Consider the following 19,596-nt stretch of genomic DNA (forward strand, 5'->3'; position numbering starts at 1 on the left):
CGTGACTCTATTGTCGATTACAGAAATTGAAATGACGCTACCGACATCACAAGCCCACCGGACGATTCGGATTCATCGTCCGCCCCATTTGGATCCTTCTGAAGCATTACCAGTGATTTATATGCACGATGGACAAAACGTCTTCAGTGGAGAAACCGCCTCGTTCGGAAAAGGCTGGGAGATTCATCTTGCACTACAACAGACACAAATTCCGGCAATGGTCGTTGCGATTGACAGTCCAGAAGACGGCATGGATCGTTACGATGACTACGCCCCCTGGAGTGACGAAGCTTTACTGATGCGGACTGCCTATCCTTCACATCGGTCGTCGATCGGGGGAAACGGTAAGGTCTACATGGACTGGATCATCCGCGAGTTAAAACCATACATTGACGCCAACTACGCGACACGTCCTGATGATACGACGATGATTGGCAGCTCGATGGGTGGCGTCATCTCGCTCTATGGATTATTCGCGTATCCGGAAGTCATCACGCGCGTCGCTGCCCTGTCGACTGCCGGATGGGCAAACTTTTCCTCACTCCTTGAATTCATCGAGCGTAGTCCGTCTCTGTCTGCCACTCATCGCTGTTATATGGATGTTGGTACTAAAGAAGTGAGCGGTCCGATGACCGAGACAGATTATTTACACACGAATGATGTCTTAGCACGAGCCGTCGAACAGAAACTTACTCAAAGTCGCTATACGATCATCCCGGAAGCGATTCATCATGAAACCGCCTGGGCGAAACGTTTACCGGATATTTTGCGTTACTTATTTCCTTCCTCTTGAGTACACAAAAAGAGTCGGGTGATTTCTTTAAGTAGAAATCATCCGACTCTTAGTCTTGTCTTATACTAATTCTTCTTGTTGCTCTTTTTCATAACGGTTGCGCGGATGCTCCCGGCATTCATCGGAACACGAACGCATGACTTTCGGTTCGCATTCTTCACAGCAGAAGTGCTGTCGATTACATTCCGGGTTCGCACAATTAACGTAACGCGTCTCCGGTTTTCCACAGTAGTAACATTCTGAGACGACAGACGGATTGACGGCATTGACAGGAACTTGTACACGCTCATCAAAGACGTATAGTTCGCCTTCCCAGTCTTCTCCTTGCGTCTGTTCATCTTTTCCGTACATGACGACTCCGCCTTTTAGGTGGAAGATATCATCACTCTGTTGCCGTTTACGGAAGTACGCCGTGAATTTTTCACAACGAACGCCACCCGTACAATATGTGAGAACCTTTTTTCCTTCAAATAAATGCTCGTTCTCGTCAAGCCACTCCGGGAATTCCCGTGAAGCATCGACATCGACTTTTACAGCATTCTTGAAGTGTCCGAGGTCGTATTCATAGTTGTTTCGTACATCGAGAATGACGACATCATCTTGTTTCATCATTTCTTTCCACTCTGCTGGTTCAAGATACGCAGCGTGTTCTTCTGGTACGTTGAATTCATCCTCAAAACGCCATGTGACGAGTTCTTTTTTGTAACGGACGAACGTCTTTTTGAAGGCGTGCTCTTCGACTTCATCGATTTTGAATTCGATGTCAGCGAATCGTGGATCCGCCGTCAAGTCCTTCATGTATTGTTCCGTTTGTTCGACCGTTCCAGAGAGTGTGCCGTTGATTCCTTCTGGTGCGATCAAAATCCGACCTTTAATACCGAGCTCTTTACAGTAAGCAAGATGCTCTTTCGTTAGCTGTTCCGGATTTTCGATCGGAACATACTTATAAAATAATAGTACGCGATAAGGTTTCATATTCCTCATTAGCCCCCATGTCAGTTTTTTGCAGTAAAACGAACGTTGGCAAACGAAGCGTCTAGCTATTGACTAGCTGGGAACGCCTGCAAAACGCACCCATTTAAGTATAATACCAACTCCCTTTCGAATGTACAATCTACAATTCCTGAATCCCTTTCAAGGAATTTCATTCCCTTTCTGAATCAGAAAGAGGTAAAATAAAACACAGTAGTACATCTCGCAAGGAGGATTCCGAATGCTCCATACACTTCGTGACTGGATCGAGCAGATGATTTTCTTTCTCCAAGACTTACCTGGAGGAGCTGCCACCGGTTTGATTGCCCCGTTTCTTGAGTCTCTATTTCCTTTCCTGCCACTCGTCCTGATCATTTCCGCGAATGCGGCAACCTATGGTTTTGGTATGGGTGTTCTCGTATCATGGGTCGGGAGCATGCTTGGATCACTCGTCGTCTTCGCTTGTATTCGATATCTATTTCGTCGTCCGGTCACGCGTTGGCTTGAAAAACACCATGCCGCGCAACAGTGGATCGAACGTGTTCGTCACATGAGTCCCATCTCACTCGGATTCTTTTTCTCGCTTCCGTTCATGCCTGCGTTCATCATCACGTCCATTTCCGCCATGATTCAACTATCGTTGCGGACGTATTTGATCGCTGCTGGTGCCGGTCGTTTGATCGTCGTCATCATCTTCTCGCTGATCGGAAAAGAATGGTCGACGTTCCTTGAGCGTCCGATGCGTCTCGTTCTTCTATTTTTGATTTTACTCGCCATTTGGGGAGTCAGTCGCGGAACGGAAGAGTGGTTAAAGCGTCGCGCCCTTTCAAAACGCGCGGATCATTTACGGGAAATCGAAGACAAAATCGAACGTCCAACTGAAAAATGACTCAAGCCTGTCTGTGATTTCATAGACAGGCTTTTTTTGAGTTAATTTCGTTTTTTGTCGTGCTAGGTCTTTTGAATCATTTTCCAGCGCAATTAATATATAAAAATAACGTTCAAACAATGTTCAATATTGCAAACGCTTACATTAAATTGGTATGACCAATATTAATATAATAATGCGCTTTTCTCCTTAAAAATTAGGATAGCTTTTCCAGAAACGACATCCTTATAATGAATTTACATTCATTCCTTAAAGGAGGCGTCCTCATGCATCAAGTATCGGAAGTTCAAAAAAATGAATCGACTCAATCTGCTCCAGCAATCGTCGAGAGCGCTACCTTTCAACAATTGATGCGTCAAAAGAATGGCTTCATTCTTCCCGCCATCAGTTTCTGTCTTATTTTTTATTTTACGCTTCCGATTTTGACAAGCTACTTTACGATTTTAAATCAGCCGGTGTTCGGTGATATTACGGGTGCTTGGATCTTCGCTTTTGCTCAGTTCATCATGACATGGACGTTCTGCATGATGTATAGCAAAAAAGCACGTGCCTTTGATCGACTCGTCGAACAAATCAAGGAGGAGTCGAAATGAATTATACTGCCGTTGCTTTATTTGCGGCGATCGTCGGTTTGACGCTCGTCATTACATACTTTGCTGCCCGTAAAACAAAAACTGCTAACGACTTTTATACAGCGGACGGTGGACTCACGGGTGCACAAAATGGGATGGCGATTGCTGGCGACTATATGTCTGCTGCCTCGTTCCTCGGAATTGCTGGGATGATCGCTTTGGCCGGATTTGACGGATTCTTCTACTCGATCGGTTTCCTCGTTGCCTATCTGGTTGTCTTGTACCTCGTTGCCGAACCACTTCGGAACCTTGGGAAATACACGATGGCAGATATGATTGCCGCTCGGTTCAATGCTTCAAAAGTTCGCGGAGTCGCTGCCATGAACTCGATCGCGATCTCGATTTTCTATATGATTGCCCAACTCGTCGGTGCGGGTGCCTTGATTGAATTGTTATTAGGAATTCCTTACACGACAAGTGTCATCATCGTTGGTATCTTGATGACCGTCTACGTCATCTTCGGTGGTATGACAGCGACCTCATGGGTCCAAATCATCAAAGCGATTCTCTTGATGGCAGGAACAGCTGTCATTTCGTTCATGGTATTCGCCAAGTTCGATTTTTCGATCTTCAAGATGTTTGCAGAAGTCAAACAAGCGACACCGCTCGGTGATTCATTCTTGAATCCCGGAAACAAGTTCAAGTTACCGCTCGATACGATTTCATTGAATCTCGCACTCGTTCTCGGAACGGCTGGATTACCACATATCTTGATTCGTTTCTTTACTGTTAAGGATGCTCCGACTGCTCGTAAATCCGTCGTATATGCGACGTGGATCATCGGTGCCTTTTATATCTTGACGATCTTCCTCGGCTTTGGTGCCGCTGCTTTCGTCGGTTCTGAAGATATCATCGCTGCCAATGCTGCTGGTAACATGGCGGCACCACTTCTCGCCCAAGCACTCGGTGGCGATTTACTCTTCGCGTTCGTCGCTGCAGTCGCCTTTGCGACGATCCTCGCCGTTGTTGCAGGACTCGTCTTATCCGCAGCATCCGCCTTTGCCCATGACTTCTATAGTCATATTCTACGTAAAGGACAAGCAACGGAAAAAGAACAGATGACGGCCGCACGACTCGCTTCCATCGCCGTCGCCTTGATTTCGATGGTACTGGCATTGTTCGCACAAACGATGAACGTCGCGTTTCTCGTTTCGCTTGCCTTTGCTGTCGCGGCAAGTGCTAACTTGCCAGTCATTCTCTTGACGATCTTCTGGCGCCGTTTCAATACTGGCGGAGCTGTCACAGGTATGGTCGTCGGGTTATTCTCTTCACTGATTCTCGTCGCACTCAGTCCAAACCTTTGGGCAGTCGACGGTTCAGCCTTGTTCGTCGGGGAAGCCCTCTTCCCGCTGACGAATCCAGGAATCGTCTCCATCCCACTTGGCTTCCTCGGAGCCATCGTCGGGACACTGTTGACGAAATCGAACGAAGTTGCCGGTAACTTCGAACGTATCATAGTCAAGGCCAATACCGGTATCGATGCTGCTGCAGAAGTCGCCGCGTCAAAAGAATAAGTTCCCCTTAACGGCTCCTTCAACCCCCTTGAAGGAGCCGTCCCCTTTTACATTCTTCTCGTTCATTGCCATACTAAGTGAAGAATAGAGAAGAAAAAGAAAGGAAGACTGTACATGGATCTCGCTTTTTATTATTTCTTAATCCTCGGATTTTTCATTGGAATCATCTCCGGCTTTTTCGGAATCGGTGGCGGTATCATCTTGACGCCTCTACTACTCATTTTAGGATATGCTCCAAGCGTTGCGATCGCGACCAGTCTCATGTTGACTCTCGGATCAACGGTTTCAGGTACGATTTCTCACTTACGCCTTAAAAATGTCGTCTGGCGCGATAGTCTTGTCGTCGGGGGCGTTGGAATCATCGGTTCGACGATCGCGACACCACTCGTCCTTCGTTTAGAGGAAGTCAACGGTGCCCATCTCGTCATCTCAATCGTTTATATCGGACTCTTACTCTACTTCGCGAATAAGTTCTTACGTCCGAAAGCAACGACCGGTGAACAGACTGGTTGGAAAAATCGATATCTTGCCCTTGCCTTCACTGGTCTGTTCGCTGGATTCATCTCTTCGCTCCTCGGTGTCAGCGGTGGATTCATCATCACACCGTTACTCGTCGGGATCGTTGGCTATGAGTTGAAACGTGCGGTCGGAACGAGTATTGCTTCCGCGTTACTGATCGTTCTATCGGGACTCGTCAACTATACGGTCGCGAGTACGAATATCGATATCCTCGTCGGTATCATGCTAATCGTCGGCGCCTTGCTCGGAGCACCGATTGGCGCGAAGCAGTTGACGCATTTCGAAAGTCCGTTCGTCAAAAAGTACCTCGGTATCTTCTATTTGACGGTTGCGGTCAGTGTGTTACTCGAGGTCATCGGCTGGAACGTCGCTTCACTCTCCGTTCTCGTTGCGCTTAGTTTGATTTTCTTACTGACACTCCTCATCTACAGCCGTCGTCGAACGAATGGATGAATCGTCTCATCAGAAAAGGGGCTGACTCAAAAGTCAGTCTCTACAAAGATAAAGGTGGCAGACTGATGATCTGCCACCCTTATCTCGTAACAAAAAGAATGACGCGTCACACGTCACTCCTACAGGAAAAGCGCATTTATGCGCTGTCAGAGACGAACAAGACCCGCTTTCCTGCTTAAATGAAGCAGGAAAACTGGATTGTGTCTCGCCTGAGGAAAGGGCGTGAAAAGACGCGTCATTCTTTTTTTGAGTCAGCCGCTTTTTTCCGTTAAGCCACTCGTTTGTGACCAGCTCGTTCATAGTCTCTCGTTTGTTCAATGACTAAGTGCGACAAGAACAACATTCCAATCAAGTTCGGAATCATCATTAATCCATTTGCAATATCTGCGACCAGCCACAACGGTTCTAATTGCGCGACCGCACCATAACAGGCTGCGAGCGCAAAGAACACGCGGTATCCTTCGTTGAAGCGTGTCGTACCGCTCAAGTACTCCAAGCACTTCTCTCCATAGACATACCAACCAATGATCGTTGAATAACCGAAGAAGAAGACGGAGAAAGCGACCGTCCATTCTCCAAATGATCCTAGAACACTCGCAAAGGCGGTTGCTGTCAGTGCTGCCCCGGAAAGATTCGCATCATGCATCATACCTGAATGTAGCCCACCTGACGGATCCCAAAAACCTGTCGTCAGAAGGACGAGTGCCGTCATCGTACAGACGATCAAGGTTACGATGAAAGTACTCGTCATCGAGATCAATCCTTGCTCGACCGGACGTTCACTTTTCGCAGATCCTGCAATCAAGGCTGCTGTCCCGAGTCCTGCTTCGTTCGTGAAAATGCCTCGTGCTACACCGACTTGCATCGCCATCATGATCGATACACCGGTGAAGGCTCCCGCTGGCGCAAGCGGCTGGAAGGCGTACTCAAAGATTAAACCAAAGGCTGGTAGAATCTGATCCGCCTTCAATATTAAAAGGACACAAGCGGCACCGATATAAAGTAAGCTCATGATCGGAACAAAGATCGTCGAGATCGCACTGACGCGTTCAAGTCCACCACGAATCGATACATAGACCGCAATCGCGAGCAGAATGCCGAACAATAGCAGCGGCACACGGAACGATTGCTCAAGTACCGTTGCCATCGCATTCGCTTGCACCGTATTCCCAACACCAAATGATGCGATCAAACCAAATACCGCAAACAGAATGGCGAGGAATTTAAATTTAGGTCCTAGTCCCTTCTCGATATAATACATCGGTCCACTGACGGCTTCGCCGCGTTCGTTTCGACTTCTAAAGAGAATGGCAAGGAGGCTTTCTGCATATTTCGTCGCCATTCCAATTAAACCGATGACCCACATCCAAAAGACTGCGCCCGGTCCGCCCATCGTCAAGGCGACTGCGATCCCTGCGATGTTTCCGTTTCCGATTGTCGCCGCGAGGGACGTCATCAACATCTGAAAGCTACTGATTTCACCTTCACCTTGCCCTGATTTTTGAACAGATAATTGAAACGCTTGTTTTAAACGCCGAAACTGAAGACCACGTAAACGGATCGTAAAGTACACTCCTGTTCCTACCAACAACATCATACTCGGAATCCCCCAGACCCAAGCCGATATCAGACGTAATACTTCCATGCCATTTCATCCTCTCTCTCTTTTCCGAGGCTTACCGTAGCATGTAGTTGTGTTTTCTTACAATACAAAAGAATACTTTTTGTGATTTTACACAATAGAAGATATACTAAAACTATCGAGTGAAAGAGAAAGAAGGGAAACCCCATGTTAGAAGCTTCATATCATTCCTTAGACGACTTAGCGGAAGCGATCGGTATTGCCTTGAATGCCCCGATTACGATTGAAGATCGCAATCACCGCCTTCTTGCGTATAGTACGCATACGGCGGATACAGACCCTGCCCGTGTCGCAACGATCATTGGTCGCCGGGTACCGGAATCGGTCATCGACCAACTCTGGAAAGATGAAGTCATCCAGAGCCTTGCTACACAAGATGATCCACTCATTATTTCTGCACGCACGGATGTCGGACTGAATGACCGTGTCGCCATTGCGATCAAGCAAGATTCAGAAATTCTCGGCTATATTTGGTCGATTGCCCGAAGCACGCCGTTTACTCCTTCGGAACTAGCGGACTTAAAGAAAGGAGCTCTACTTGCTCAACGTCAGTTACTGGCGATCGACATGCAGAAAAAACGGAAGGAAGAGCAGACGGAACAGTTTTTCTTCGAGTTATTACATGAAGAACTATCCGAGTCGGAAATCCTGAAGATGTTCTCTAAACTCCATGTCGCACCACCTGGCATCAGTCGTTTGACGGTCATTCGGTTTTCAGAGGCCATCACACCGCGTCTCGCCGATCGCCTGCGCTATTTATTGACGATTCAGCAGACAGTTCGTCCGTTACTTTACGCGTATGATGAAACAGATTTCATCTTGTGGATCAGCACAAACGACCGCGACGCAGAACAAGAGCGTCTGCAGTTCGACGCCTTCATCCAGTCGTTTCGACAATTGCTCGCGGAGCGGTTCGATTATACGGACTTCGTCGCAGCAAGTAGTGAAGTCTTCACCGGCGTCCAAGCGATTCCCGAGCGCTATGAAGAAGCGGGCATTGTCTTGCGTCTAAAAGACGCCTTCCCATTTGAGCTGAAGAACGTGACCCGTTACGAACGCCTCGGCTTATTCCAGCTCTTACCGATTTTCTCGGAGCGTCTGCGACGGCGGACGGTTCGCTTGGAAGAAATCGAACGGCTGCGTGCTTACGATGTGAAACATGCCTCCTCCTTATGTGAGACGCTAGAATGGTTCCTTCATTATGATGGAAACGTCAAACAAGTCGCTTCCCATCTCCATGTCCATCCGAATACGATCCTCTATCGGATGCGACGGATCGAGGAGGAAGCGGGCATTCGAATGGAATCTTTACCTGAACGCTCCTTACTTTATTTGTATCTAAAAGCAGACCGATATCCTTTGTGATTTTCCACAAAGGATATCGGTTGTTTTTGAAAACACCGATAAAGTAGAACGCTTTCATTTCTCGTATACTGAAGATGAAGAGAAATTGATTTGTTTATTTGCGAAAGGGGATCGCGTTCACATGATCATTGGAGTATTAAAGGAAATCAAAAACAACGAAAACCGTGTTGCATTAACACCTGCCGGGGTAGCAGCGTTACATGCACAAGGACATCGTGTCATCATTGAATCAATGGCAGGTATGGGGAGTGGCTTCACGAACGAAGAGTACGTTAAAGCAGGTGCTGAAATCATCGCGACTGCTGCTGAAGTCTGGGCAACAGCCGAACTCGCTCTAAAAGTTAAAGAGCCGATCGCTTCAGAGTACCAATACTTCCGTCCGGATCTGACATTGTTCACGTATCTTCACTTAGCGGCTGAGCCAGAACTGACACGTGCACTTGTTGATTCGAACATCACAGCAATCGCTTACGAGACGGTTGAAAAGAACCGCACGCTTCCATTGTTAACACCAATGAGTGAAGTCGCAGGACGTATGGCATCGCAAATCGGTGCACAGTTCTTGGAAAAACCACACGGTGGTATGGGCATCCTGCTTGCAGGTGTTCCTGGGGTTCGTCGTGGAAAAGTCACAGTCATCGGCGGCGGTGTCGTCGGAACGAATGCTGCGAAACTCGCGGTTGGTCTCGGTGCGGATGTCACGATCATCGATGTCAGCCCAGAACGCCTTCGTCAGCTCGATGATATCTTCGGTAACTCGATCAACACATTGATCTCAAACCCATACACGATTGCTGAAGCGGTCGCTGAGAGTGATCTCGTCATCGGTGCTGTCTTGATTCCAGGTGCAAAAGCACCGAAACTCGTCACTGCCGATATGGTCAAACGCATGAAGCCGGGCGCTGTCATCGTTGACGTTGCCATCGACCAAGGTGGTATCTTCGAGACGGTCGACCGTATCTCGACGCATGATGACCCAACATATGAAAAATTCGGTGTCGTTCATTACGCAGTCGCGAACATGCCAGGTGCTGTTCCACGCACGTCTACACTTGCATTGACGAACGCAACGCTCCCGTATGTCCTTGAACTCGCGAACAAAGGCACACACCGTGCGCTTGCTGAAAACGAGGCTCTCGAAAAAGGATTGAATGTCGCACAAGGATTCGTCACGTACGAAGCGGTCGCACGCGATCTCGGATACACGTACAAATCCGTTGAAGATGTGCTTCACCTACACGCATGATCTTGAAAGTAGAAATAGTCGATGATTCCTTTTTGAGGAACCATCGACTATTTTTTATGAAAAGAAGGAATCCCAGGCGAATCTCTTCATTACTTCTTGAGGCACCACCTGGCTTATCATATGATGAGAAACGAAGACTTATGATTTCGAACTAGTAGAGGGGATCTCATTACATGACACAAACCATAACCGCCCATTCTCATGAACTTCAGAGCCACGTCGCTGAAGTCGCGTTACTCGAAGCACTGACATCCGATACAGAAGAGAGCGTACGTATTGCCGCAACCGAGCGCTTACGTGTTCTTGTCCCATCTCATCCATTGCTCAACATTGCTACAGCCCATTCCCTTTATTTCAAGAACGAACACACTCAAGCGCGCCGGCTGATCGAAGAGACACATCAGCAACTCGGCGAACATGTGCAAGGATATATACTCCTCGGTATCATCAGTGAAGAGGAAGGGTATATGCACGAAGCAGAACAGTTTTTCCTTTCGGCCATCGCACGGTTCCCTGAAGAGCCGGCAGGACATCGTTTCCTTGCCGTCCATTACAATCATCGTCAATTTTATGGGGAATCAGCCGTTCATGCGTTTACATATTTAAAGAAGGTTGGCGCATCTGGAATCGATACACTGATGGCCATTGATTCCATCCAACAATTAGACGGTCATTCGATCGACATGTTGGAAGCACTCTATGCGTTAATCATCGGCGTACCTCATCTCGACAAAACCGCCGTCTTTCATGCGACAGCTTCTGTCAATCAAAGCATTCAATATGAGATGCTGCATGCTACATTGCGCGAAGACAGCGACGAGACCCTCTACGCCAAGCTCGACGAATGCCTTTCTAACATGCTCGAGCACGGCTTGTACGCAGCTGTTTACGACGATTCCGAAGAAAAGATCTATCGCCATGTTTTTCGGGACATGTGTCGGGATATGACCATTCGTCATGCAGGTTGGCGCGCGTACCCAGACTATATTCGACTACGTTTTCTCTATTTCAAACAATTGTTGCTACGCGACTGAACGTTAAAAAGCAAACGCAACGAGTGCCGCGATCGTCCAAGGCAAGATCAAATTGTCGAGATCGCGATATGAGATGGCTTCGATCAAGGCTGCGATGTTCGCAAGCAAGAAGCCATAACTGACAGCGAGCCAAACCGGTTGTCCATAAAATAAGAACGTCACGGTCAAAACGAGGAATGACGCCAAAAACAGGGCGATACTTCCTTCAAAGGATCGTTTCGTCTCACCACGGACGTAAAACGTCTTCCCATAGCGTTTTCCGACGAGAGCAGCGAGACCGTCGCCCCAAGCAAGCACCATGCTTCCCGCAACGAGCGCCATTGGCTGTCGTTCGAAGAAGAATAGGACGAGTCCCGCTAGAGCGAGTGGATAATAGACCGTTCCGTAAGAAGGACGATCGACGTCGTGCATCTGGCCGATTCCTTTTCGTAGTGTCACTAGATTCACGACAGCAAAGAATAACAACGGTACGATCGCCACGTACCAGTGATCCAGCCAGAGCAGCGCAAGAAATACCCAGTGACCGACAGCAATATGAATCCATTTCCGAACCGTCTCGGGAGAAAAGCCGAAACGGCGTCCAATGACTTCCAGGATGACGAGAACTAGCCCGACGATTCCAATCGTGCCAAGAGCAGCTATCCATTCCATCGTCATTCCCCCTTTCTTTCCTATTATTGTACGTTGTTTCAGTTGCCATTTGCTCTATTGAACCTTCATTTGATAACATAAGGTCAAATGACGTCCTAGAGAGGAAGTTTTGGAAATGTATGATGCTCAAGCAGTCCAAACATTATCAAGTTGTCTGCAACGCTTGAACGAAGGAAAAGGAATCGAACCCCTCGTCGCAACGGAAGGCATAGAATTGCCGAAGGTCATCAATCGCTTGAAACAATTCGATCCCTTAAAAAATGGTCTATCCATCAATGAAATCGTTCATTTGGCAAATGCCCTGATCGGCGAACATATGTCAGCGACGACGATCCAGAACTGGACGAAACGTGAAGTCCGGGACATCATCGGCGTACCGCATCGCGGAAAGAAGTACTCGATCAATCAGGCTTCGATCATCTATCTACTGGATGATTTAAAACACCTCTTCTCGTTAGAAGAAACACGGGAACTGCTGACGATCGTCTTCAAGAATCCGAATATTGATGAGGATGATTTAATCAGTCCGCTTAATTTTTATCTCGTCTATACGCAACACGCAGAAACAAGTGGTCCGATCGAATTAACGGAGAAGCGTCTCAGACGCTCGCTCGAGCGTATTAACGCTTACCGCCCTGAAACTGTCCACGTTCTCCAACTGTGTCTCTATGCCCGTCGTGTATCGCATTTGACGCACGAAGCGAAACAACGTCTCCATCATGTTCTGCAAACGACATGATGAAAAAAAGATGCCATCCATGTCATGGAAGGCATCTTTTTTTATTTAGACGGCTGTCAGTGATTTATAGTGGACGTTGTTCGTCAGACTTTTCAAGACAGAGAGTAGTTCGTACATCGAGAGTTTGTCCGCATCCTTGACGAGACGGTACTCATCACCGTCTTGCAACAATTCCGCAACGACTTCTCCAGCTGCACTCCGTACGGAGAATTTTCCTTTTGTCAGGTCGAAGGAAATCGTGAATGTACCACGCTCATACACGTTGTACTCACATTTCTTCGAGAAGAGCGAAAACTTCTCACGCATTTGACCTACCTCTTGTCCATCATGGTTCATCACGACCCACTTCTTACACGTCGGAATGAACTTACCAAACGCTACCCCTCTACCTTCACCATTCATTACTTGAACACGACCATTCTCGTCGTGTTGAACCGCACCGATCATTTGGTGCGCTTCATCATAAATCGCGGCATGACCTTGCGAAAAAACGCAACCCTGCACATAGACAACTTTGCGCAACAGAAATTCTCCTCTCACTGCTAAAACGTGCTGGTTTTTCGTCCCCAGTTTATTTAGACATCCTGTATAGTTTAACTTTCTTTATCTGTATGATATTTCGTTAACGAAAATGATTATTGCACCGTTTCTCCAAATTGACAACCCCCTTTTGTCGACAATCATTCGACATGTTCAATGCAGGTTCATCTCCTTTGCAAATGCGAGCAATTCTTCCCGATCAATGAGGCGAACCTGATTTGGTTCCGCTAGCTGATACGCAGCTTCCGTAAAGGTCGAATTCGTAACGACCCACCCCTCGTCCATCCCGTAGAATGGAACCGAGGCAGCGACCTGTTGAACCGCTTCGAGCCCTACAGCCGCACTATATCGCTTTGCCTGGATGGCAATCTTATACCCTCGTTCATCCTCTATCAACAAATCTGCTCCGAAGTCGCGTGAAGCAGGTGTCAACTCGACCCGATATCCTGCTGTTTCAAATAAATCGGCAAGCCATTCTTCAAATTCTCGTCCTTCCATTCGATCGAGTCGTTTTTCAAGCGACGGCGTTAAAATGGACAAAAGAAGAAAAAGGATACACCCTAATATACTGATGATTAAGATTAAAGGTTCCCAAGAACTCGAAAAAAAATAAGTTCCGAAAATTCCTATCATTGCAAACAAAGCTGCTAGTAACAATCGTTTTCGTTTTAATCGTTTCATCGTGCTTTTCCCCTCTACTTCGTCGTGACCTTTTTTTCACTATGACGAATTGTAATATTAAGTGCAACACCTAGCTGAAAACACAAAAAAACCCATAACGACCTCGTGTAGAATAGAGTTACCACACAAAATTCAACGGAGGATTCGTTATGAGCTATGTTCATCTTACCACATCAGAAAGAGTCAAAATAGAAACTTATCTAGAGCTTGGATTTTCAATGCGAAAGATCGCTCAGCATCTCGGACGACAGCCGTCTACGATTTCACGTGAGCTAAAACGGAATCCTTCCTACAATGCGATCAACGCTGGGCGGCGTTATGAGATGCAAAAAAAGAATTGTGGAGCACGCACGCTGTTCAGCGCTTCGCTTGGCTCACGTATCCTTTCGAAACTGCGAGAGACATGGTCTCCCGAACAGATCGCAAGACGGCTCTTTCACAAACAGGGACCATCGTACAGTACAATCTATCGATGGATATATAAAGGATTCATCAAGAGCGATTTAGGCGTTTTACGACAAAAAGGAAAGCGCCAAAAGCCACGTGAGACAAGAGGTCGCTTCAACATCGGGCTTCCGATCAGTAAACGTCCGTCGGACGTCCGGGGTCGAGAGACGTTCGGGCACTGGGAGTTGGATACTGTTGTATCAGGACGAGGACAGACAAAGGCATGTGTCGCGACATTCATCGAACGTAAAAGTCGGTTCTATATCGTACTACCGATGGTCGATCGTTCTTCTCACTCGATGGAACACGCCATCCGAACGCTTTATTCTTCTTTCCCATCGGGAACGTTTCAAACCATGACGACGGATCGCGGTAAGGAGTTCAGCTGTCACGAACGGATACAGGACTCTCTTGGTATCCCGATGTACTTCGCGGACCCCTATTCTTCATGGCAACGTGGCAGCAATGAGAATGCCAATGGTCTTCTCCGTGAGTTCTTCCCAAAGGGAACCAACTTCGGAATGATCAACAAGACAGAATTAGATCACGCACTTTCTAGAATCAACAATCGACCACGAAAGTGTTTGGATTGGAAAACTGCATACGAGGTCTTTTCCGAAGAAGTGTTGCGCTTAATTTGACAAACCGTCCTATACTAAAATTCTTCGTCGGTTGCTTCCTTCAACAGGAAACACGACTCGTCTTGCAGAAGTAAACTAACGAGGAAAGACTGTCTTAAAATCCATGGTCGAAGACCAGTCAGGAGGTAGCTCATGGCAGAACATTCATCTCCTTCATCGCTACGAATCATTCACGCGACGTTACGTGCTATGAAAGACCCCGTTCTTCTTATCGATGCAAATGGAAGGATTCAATTTCATAATGACGCGTTTCAACACCAGTTCATGAACACTCCGAATATCGAAACCGTTCAGGAGCTGTTTCCCATCACGGATGATTTCTTTCCATTACAGAAGGAAGCCGTCATTTCAACGACACATCAATTAACAGTCACAGCGATTGAAGCAACGGACTATTTTCTTGTCCATGTCGCTCCCCTGAAAATCGAGGACTTATTCAATTCAACACTAGATACCGCTCTATTCATCACCGACTCGGAGTTTCGGATTCAAACTTGTAACGAAGTGGCAAGCACCTTATTCCGTTTCGAGCATGCCGAAGACATCATTGGTCTCCAAGCGACGGTTCTACATGATGCGAAGGAAATCGCTACCCGCCGTCAACATCTCGAACAATTGAACTTAAAAGACTTATCGGACGCGCAACTGTTTTTACTGCATGGACGGGAAGCCGAAAATGAATGGACCTATCATCGCTTGGATGGCTCAACGTTCCATGGACGCCTTTATATGACACGGTTGCCAAACGATACGTACTTCCTGCTCATTCAGGACATCACACCGCAAAAACAAATCGAATGGCATCTGACAAAAAGCGAACGCCGCTTCCGACTCTTCTCGGAATCCGTCGTTGAAGCCGTTATCTTTCATGACCACGGAATCATCATCGATGCCAATCGCGCAGCAGAAGTCATTTTCCGGACGAAACTCGAGAAAATGAAAGGCAAGACGACGCTTGAATTGATTCATCCGGATCATCACGCGCGTGTCTTGCAACGCATCGAGGAGCATCGAGAAGAACCGTACGAAGTCCTCGGTCAACGTGCCGACGGAACTTCTGCCGAAATCGAAGTGTTTCCGCGTGAAATCATCTACAACAACATCCGGATGCGTGTCGCCGTCGTTCGTGATATTACAGAACGAAAAAAGATTGAGAAAATGCTTGAACGCGAAAAAAATGCCATCATGCGTCAGCGTGATATCACACAATCGATTCTTCAGGCATCCAATGAAGGGTTCCTACTGACAGAAGAGGATGGGAGTTTCATCTTCATGAACGTCAAAGCACGCAAATTACTCGATGTCCCAGGCATTGCACCAAGTAAGATTCAAGAACGAATCAGTCTGATTCCGAATCTCGATTTGAACACTCGATTCGAGATGCTCCGACAAGTAGAAGAATTACTCGCCGGAAAACATTCTGAACTATCGTTTCGTTTCACGTTACAGCGACCAAATGAGTCCAGTCCACTTTATTTCGAATTTTATGCGACTGCGATCAAAAAGGAGAAGAGCCGCATTTCTCGTCATGGCTTCCTATTTGTTTTCCGTGATCGGACAGAGGAAGCAAAGATGGATCAAGTAAAGGACGAACTCGTCAGTACAGTATCGCATGAGTTGCGTACGCCGCTGTCCTCCATTCTTGGCTATATGGAATTACTACGATATAAAAAACAATCGGCTGATCGAATCGAACGGTATGTTGAGATCGTCCACGAAGAGACAAAACGCTTGACGACGCTATTAAATGAGTTTTTAGACATTCAGCGTCTAGAAGGTGGAAAACAGGAGTATACCTTCACGTCGTTCTCGTTACGCGATCTTCTTGCATCAACCGTCGATGCCTATGGCGAAACCGTCGAGACGCATCGGATTGATCTAGAACTACCAGAGGATCCTGTTCTGATTTTTGCGGACGAGCACAAAATCAAGCAGGTGATCTTGAACTTGCTTTCGAACGCCATTAAGTATTCTCCACAGGCGGATCATATTCGAGTCATTCTTTCAGCCAATCCGGAACAAGCAACGTTCTCTGTGACGGATCACGGGCTCGGTATTCCACAAAATGCTTTTGAAAAGCTCTTTACGAAATTTTACCGGGTCGATAACTCAGACATCCGGAAAATCGGCGGAACCGGTCTCGGACTTGCCATCTGTAAGGAAATCATCGAATCGCACGGAGGTGCGATTTCCGTTGAATCAGAAATCAATGATGGTTCGACTTTCACCGTTGTACTCGAACGTGATCCAAGAAAGGAATGGAATTGATGCGGACCTATTTCATGACAGGTTTCCCCGGTTTTTTAGCGACCAAACTGATCGAACAACTGGCACGTGTTCCGGACCAAATCGCTTGTTTTCATTTGCTTCATTTATCGTCAGAACGAAACGCAGCTGTTAAGCGACGCCAGGATCTTCTAGAACGTACATCCTTACGATCGGAGCAACTTGTATTGCACGAAGGCGATATCACGGTCGAACAGCTTGCTTTATCGTCTGATATACGGATGATCCTGCAACAAGAGGTCACACATATCTTTCATCTTGCTGCGCTATACGATTTAGCTACGGCATATGAACCTGCCTTTCGGATCAATGTCATCGGTACCGCGAACGTGACACAGTTTGCCCACACGTGCCGTGCTTTAGAACGCTACATCTACTTCAGTACAGCGTATGTCTCCGGTCTGCGCTCCGGCACGATTCTCGAAGAGGAATTACAGGCAAGTCGCTTTAAAAATGCTTACGAAGAAACAAAATACCTTGCTGAAGTGCGCTTACGCAAAGAACTCGGAACGATTCCCTATACAATCATCCGCCTCGGCATCGTCGTTGGACATTCTGAAACAGGTGAAACACCGAAATGGGATGGTGTTTATTTTGTTTTGAACGCGATGCGTCTCCTGCAATCCTTTGCTCCTCTTCCGTATCCTGGTCGAGCAAACGCGCTCGTCAATCTCGTGCCATATGATTATGTCATTGAAGCGACTGCTTATCTCAGTCATGCACCCGTCGGAAAAAATAAGACATATCATCTGACGGATCCATTTCCACATGGCGCACGCGCGATTTTCGAGATGTTACATGTCGCCTATTATGGACGTTACCCGCGTGGTATCGTACCATTTCGGCTCATCAGTACAGCGTTGACATCCACCGTCGCAAAACGACTCCAGATGCAACGTCAGACACTCGATTATTTCATCCATCCCGTTCAATACGATACGACACAGGTCTTACGTGATTTACGAGATACCGGAATCATTTGTCCGGACCTAACAGAAACGATGCCTCGGCTCGTCCATTATTACCAAACACACGCGACACACTAAAAAAGTCCAATCGTTCTTCCTCAAGGGAAGTCGATTGGACTTTTTCATCGGTTACCCGATCAACATATTCTCTTTTGGATAACGAATCGTTCGATCTCGTTGCGTCGCGAACGTGAACAGAATCGTCAAGGAGCCGACACGTCCGAGTAACATCATGAACATGATCAAAAACTTACCAAAGCTATTGAGCTCAGCTGTTACGTTCAAAGAAAGACCGACTGTTCCAAATGCCGAGACCGTCTCAAAGAATAAACCAATAAAGGAAATGTTCGGCTGGGTCAACGCAAGGAGCGTCGTAATTAAAGCGATGAACAATAAACTGAAGACAGCAATCGCGTACGCTTTTTGGATTGCCTGTGCTTGCACCGTCCGTCGCATCAGCACGGTCTCACGCTGTCCGCGTAGATACGTCCAGACATTCTTTAAGATAACTGCCGCCGTCGTGACCTTGATCCCGGAGCCTGTCGACGCGGAACCTGCTCCGATGTACATCAAGACCATCATCAAGCCGATCGAGAGCGGCACCATCGTCGTTAAGTCGATTGTCTGGAAACCAGCCGTCCGTGTCGTGACGACTTGGAAGAATACGATATGAAGTGCATGAAAGAACGACTCGTCGCGTAATGAACCTAAGTGAGACACCCATTCATAGAGCATCATCGCTAAGACACCCAGTCCATTGATGACGAATAACGACAGCACCATCAATTTCGAGTGCAGAGAGATTTTTTTGAAGCTTCGTTTTCCCGCGATGTCAGCAATGACCGTAAAGCCTAATCCACCAATCATCAAGAGCGCCGCGATCGTCAGGATGAACGTCGTATCTTGTTGGAAACCAATCAAGTTATCGCCCCAAAGTGCGAACCCTGCATTGTTAAAGGCAGATACGGCGTGGAACAAACCGTAGTAAAGTGCTTTCCCAAAGCTATATTTGTATTGAATGAACAAATCGAGCGCAATCAAGAACATACCAACGATTTCGACAAGGACTGTCGTGACGATGATATTTCGAACAAGACGAATCGTTCCCCCTGGGCTATCGAGGTTGAACATCTCTTGGATGATGATGCGCTGACGAATTCCGATCTTTCGCCCTGTCACGCTCAGTAAGACGAGCGCAATCGTCATGAAGCCGAGCCCTCCTACCTGAATCAAGAGCATCATGATAAGTTGCCCGAACAGATTAAAGGCTTCCGCGATATTAATCGTCGAGAGACCGGTAACGGTTCCGGCAGAAGTCGCGACGAACAAACAATCGATGAAGGAGATATCTTGCCCCTCCTGTTGCGAAATAGGCAACCACAACAAAAAACCACCTAGCAAAATCGTCAATGTGAAACCCGTCGCGATGAAGCGTGCCGGTTTATCGAACAACTGATGGTACATCAATTCACCCACACGACCAAAACGTGCCAGTGGTGAACGTCTTTTATGCGAGAACATCTTACTCCCCCTAGATTTTTTCAGACAGAATTGTCTTTATCATACTCCCTCGAATTAAGAAGT

The 19,596-nt window shown here is 47.1% G+C and carries 18 protein-coding genes; 12 read left to right on the top strand and 6 right to left on the bottom strand.

The window, feature by feature from the left end; translation table 11 throughout:
- The first annotated feature begins 10 nt into the window (after positions 1-10).
- Positions 11-793: an alpha/beta hydrolase gene (locus MKY22_RS15215; protein ID WP_341089727.1), complete on the top strand. Its 783-nt coding sequence runs from the start codon at positions 11-13 to the stop codon at positions 791-793.
- A 60-nt stretch (positions 794-853) separates the two neighbouring features.
- On the opposite strand, the gene trhO is transcribed toward MKY22_RS15215, so the two are convergent.
- Complete coding sequence (gene trhO / locus MKY22_RS15220) at positions 854-1,768, bottom strand: oxygen-dependent tRNA uridine(34) hydroxylase TrhO (RefSeq protein WP_341089730.1); 915 nt, start codon at positions 1,766-1,768, stop codon at positions 854-856.
- Between the two features lie 238 nt (positions 1,769-2,006).
- On the opposite strand from trhO, the gene MKY22_RS15225 reads away from it, so the two are divergent.
- The 4 genes from MKY22_RS15225 to MKY22_RS15240 all read left to right on the top strand — a co-directional run bounded on the left by MKY22_RS15225 (position 2,007) and on the right by MKY22_RS15240 (position 5,772).
- A complete protein-coding gene (locus MKY22_RS15225; protein WP_029342892.1) occupies positions 2,007-2,654 on the top strand; it encodes a TVP38/TMEM64 family protein in 648 nt (215 codons plus the stop codon).
- Positions 2,655-2,920: 266 nt separating this feature from the next.
- Entirely contained in the window at positions 2,921-3,247 is a 327-nt protein-coding gene (locus tag MKY22_RS15230) for a DUF485 domain-containing protein (protein ID WP_214729066.1), read from the top strand.
- A complete protein-coding gene (locus MKY22_RS15235) occupies positions 3,244-4,800 on the top strand; it encodes a solute symporter family protein (RefSeq protein ID WP_341089736.1) in 1,557 nt (518 codons plus the stop codon). The genes MKY22_RS15230 and MKY22_RS15235 overlap by 4 nt, the downstream gene beginning before the upstream one ends.
- Positions 4,801-4,914: 114 nt before the next feature.
- On the top strand, positions 4,915-5,772 hold the full coding sequence (locus tag MKY22_RS15240; RefSeq protein ID WP_050678439.1) for a sulfite exporter TauE/SafE family protein: 858 nt from the start codon (positions 4,915-4,917) through the stop codon (positions 5,770-5,772).
- 268 nt (positions 5,773-6,040) lie between these two features.
- Here the strand turns inward: MKY22_RS15240 and MKY22_RS15245 are convergent, their stop codons facing one another.
- A complete protein-coding gene (locus MKY22_RS15245; RefSeq protein ID WP_341089738.1) occupies positions 6,041-7,417 on the bottom strand; it encodes an alanine/glycine:cation symporter family protein in 1,377 nt (458 codons plus the stop codon).
- Between the two features lie 144 nt (positions 7,418-7,561).
- Between MKY22_RS15245 and MKY22_RS15250 the strand changes: the two genes are divergently transcribed.
- The 3 genes from MKY22_RS15250 to MKY22_RS15260 all read left to right on the top strand — a co-directional run bounded on the left by MKY22_RS15250 (position 7,562) and on the right by MKY22_RS15260 (position 11,059).
- Positions 7,562-8,779 (top strand): PucR family transcriptional regulator, encoded by a 1,218-nt coding sequence (locus tag MKY22_RS15250; RefSeq protein ID WP_035395605.1) that lies wholly within the window; start codon positions 7,562-7,564, stop codon positions 8,777-8,779.
- 121 nt (positions 8,780-8,900) lie between these two features.
- Positions 8,901-10,025 (top strand): alanine dehydrogenase, encoded by a 1,125-nt coding sequence (gene ald / locus MKY22_RS15255; RefSeq protein ID WP_023469687.1) that lies wholly within the window; start codon positions 8,901-8,903, stop codon positions 10,023-10,025.
- Between the two features lie 173 nt (positions 10,026-10,198).
- Positions 10,199-11,059, top strand: coding sequence for a tetratricopeptide repeat protein (locus tag MKY22_RS15260; RefSeq protein ID WP_341089742.1), 861 nt, complete (start codon positions 10,199-10,201; stop codon positions 11,057-11,059).
- A gap of 3 nt (positions 11,060-11,062) precedes the next feature.
- Here the strand turns inward: MKY22_RS15260 and MKY22_RS15265 are convergent, their stop codons facing one another.
- The gene (locus MKY22_RS15265) at positions 11,063-11,710 is read right to left on the bottom strand and encodes a diacylglycerol/polyprenol kinase family protein (RefSeq protein WP_087681632.1); all 648 of its coding nucleotides are present in this window, start codon (positions 11,708-11,710) and stop codon (positions 11,063-11,065) included.
- Positions 11,711-11,825: 115 nt separating this feature from the next.
- On the opposite strand from MKY22_RS15265, the gene MKY22_RS15270 reads away from it, so the two are divergent.
- A complete protein-coding gene (locus MKY22_RS15270; RefSeq protein WP_149428005.1) occupies positions 11,826-12,449 on the top strand; it encodes a DUF1836 domain-containing protein in 624 nt (207 codons plus the stop codon).
- Positions 12,450-12,494: 45 nt separating this feature from the next.
- On the opposite strand, the gene MKY22_RS15275 is transcribed toward MKY22_RS15270, so the two are convergent.
- Positions 12,495-12,971 (bottom strand): hypothetical protein, encoded by a 477-nt coding sequence (locus tag MKY22_RS15275; RefSeq protein ID WP_023469691.1) that lies wholly within the window; start codon positions 12,969-12,971, stop codon positions 12,495-12,497.
- Between the two features lie 171 nt (positions 12,972-13,142).
- Positions 13,143-13,529, bottom strand: a complete 387-nt coding sequence (locus MKY22_RS15280; RefSeq protein ID WP_230088865.1) for a restriction endonuclease — start codon at positions 13,527-13,529, stop codon at positions 13,143-13,145.
- 290 nt (positions 13,530-13,819) lie between these two features.
- Here MKY22_RS15280 and MKY22_RS15285 point away from each other — a divergent pair, with 290 nt between their 5' ends.
- From MKY22_RS15285 to MKY22_RS15295, 3 genes are all read left to right on the top strand, one after another.
- Complete coding sequence (locus MKY22_RS15285) at positions 13,820-14,758, top strand: IS30 family transposase (RefSeq protein ID WP_341088793.1); 939 nt, start codon at positions 13,820-13,822, stop codon at positions 14,756-14,758.
- A gap of 132 nt (positions 14,759-14,890) precedes the next feature.
- Positions 14,891-17,026 (top strand): ATP-binding protein, encoded by a 2,136-nt coding sequence (locus tag MKY22_RS15290; protein ID WP_341089753.1) that lies wholly within the window; start codon positions 14,891-14,893, stop codon positions 17,024-17,026.
- A gap of 14 nt (positions 17,027-17,040) precedes the next feature.
- Positions 17,041-18,090, top strand: a complete 1,050-nt coding sequence (locus MKY22_RS15295) for an SDR family oxidoreductase (protein ID WP_341089755.1) — start codon at positions 17,041-17,043, stop codon at positions 18,088-18,090.
- A gap of 51 nt (positions 18,091-18,141) precedes the next feature.
- On the opposite strand, the gene MKY22_RS15300 is transcribed toward MKY22_RS15295, so the two are convergent.
- Positions 18,142-19,533 (bottom strand): TrkH family potassium uptake protein, encoded by a 1,392-nt coding sequence (locus MKY22_RS15300; protein ID WP_341089757.1) that lies wholly within the window; start codon positions 19,531-19,533, stop codon positions 18,142-18,144.
- Positions 19,534-19,596: the final 63 nt, after the last annotated feature.

Source organism: Exiguobacterium sp. FSL W8-0210 (assembly GCF_038006045.1).
Classification (GTDB): Bacteria; Bacillota; Bacilli; order Exiguobacteriales; family Exiguobacteriaceae; genus Exiguobacterium_A.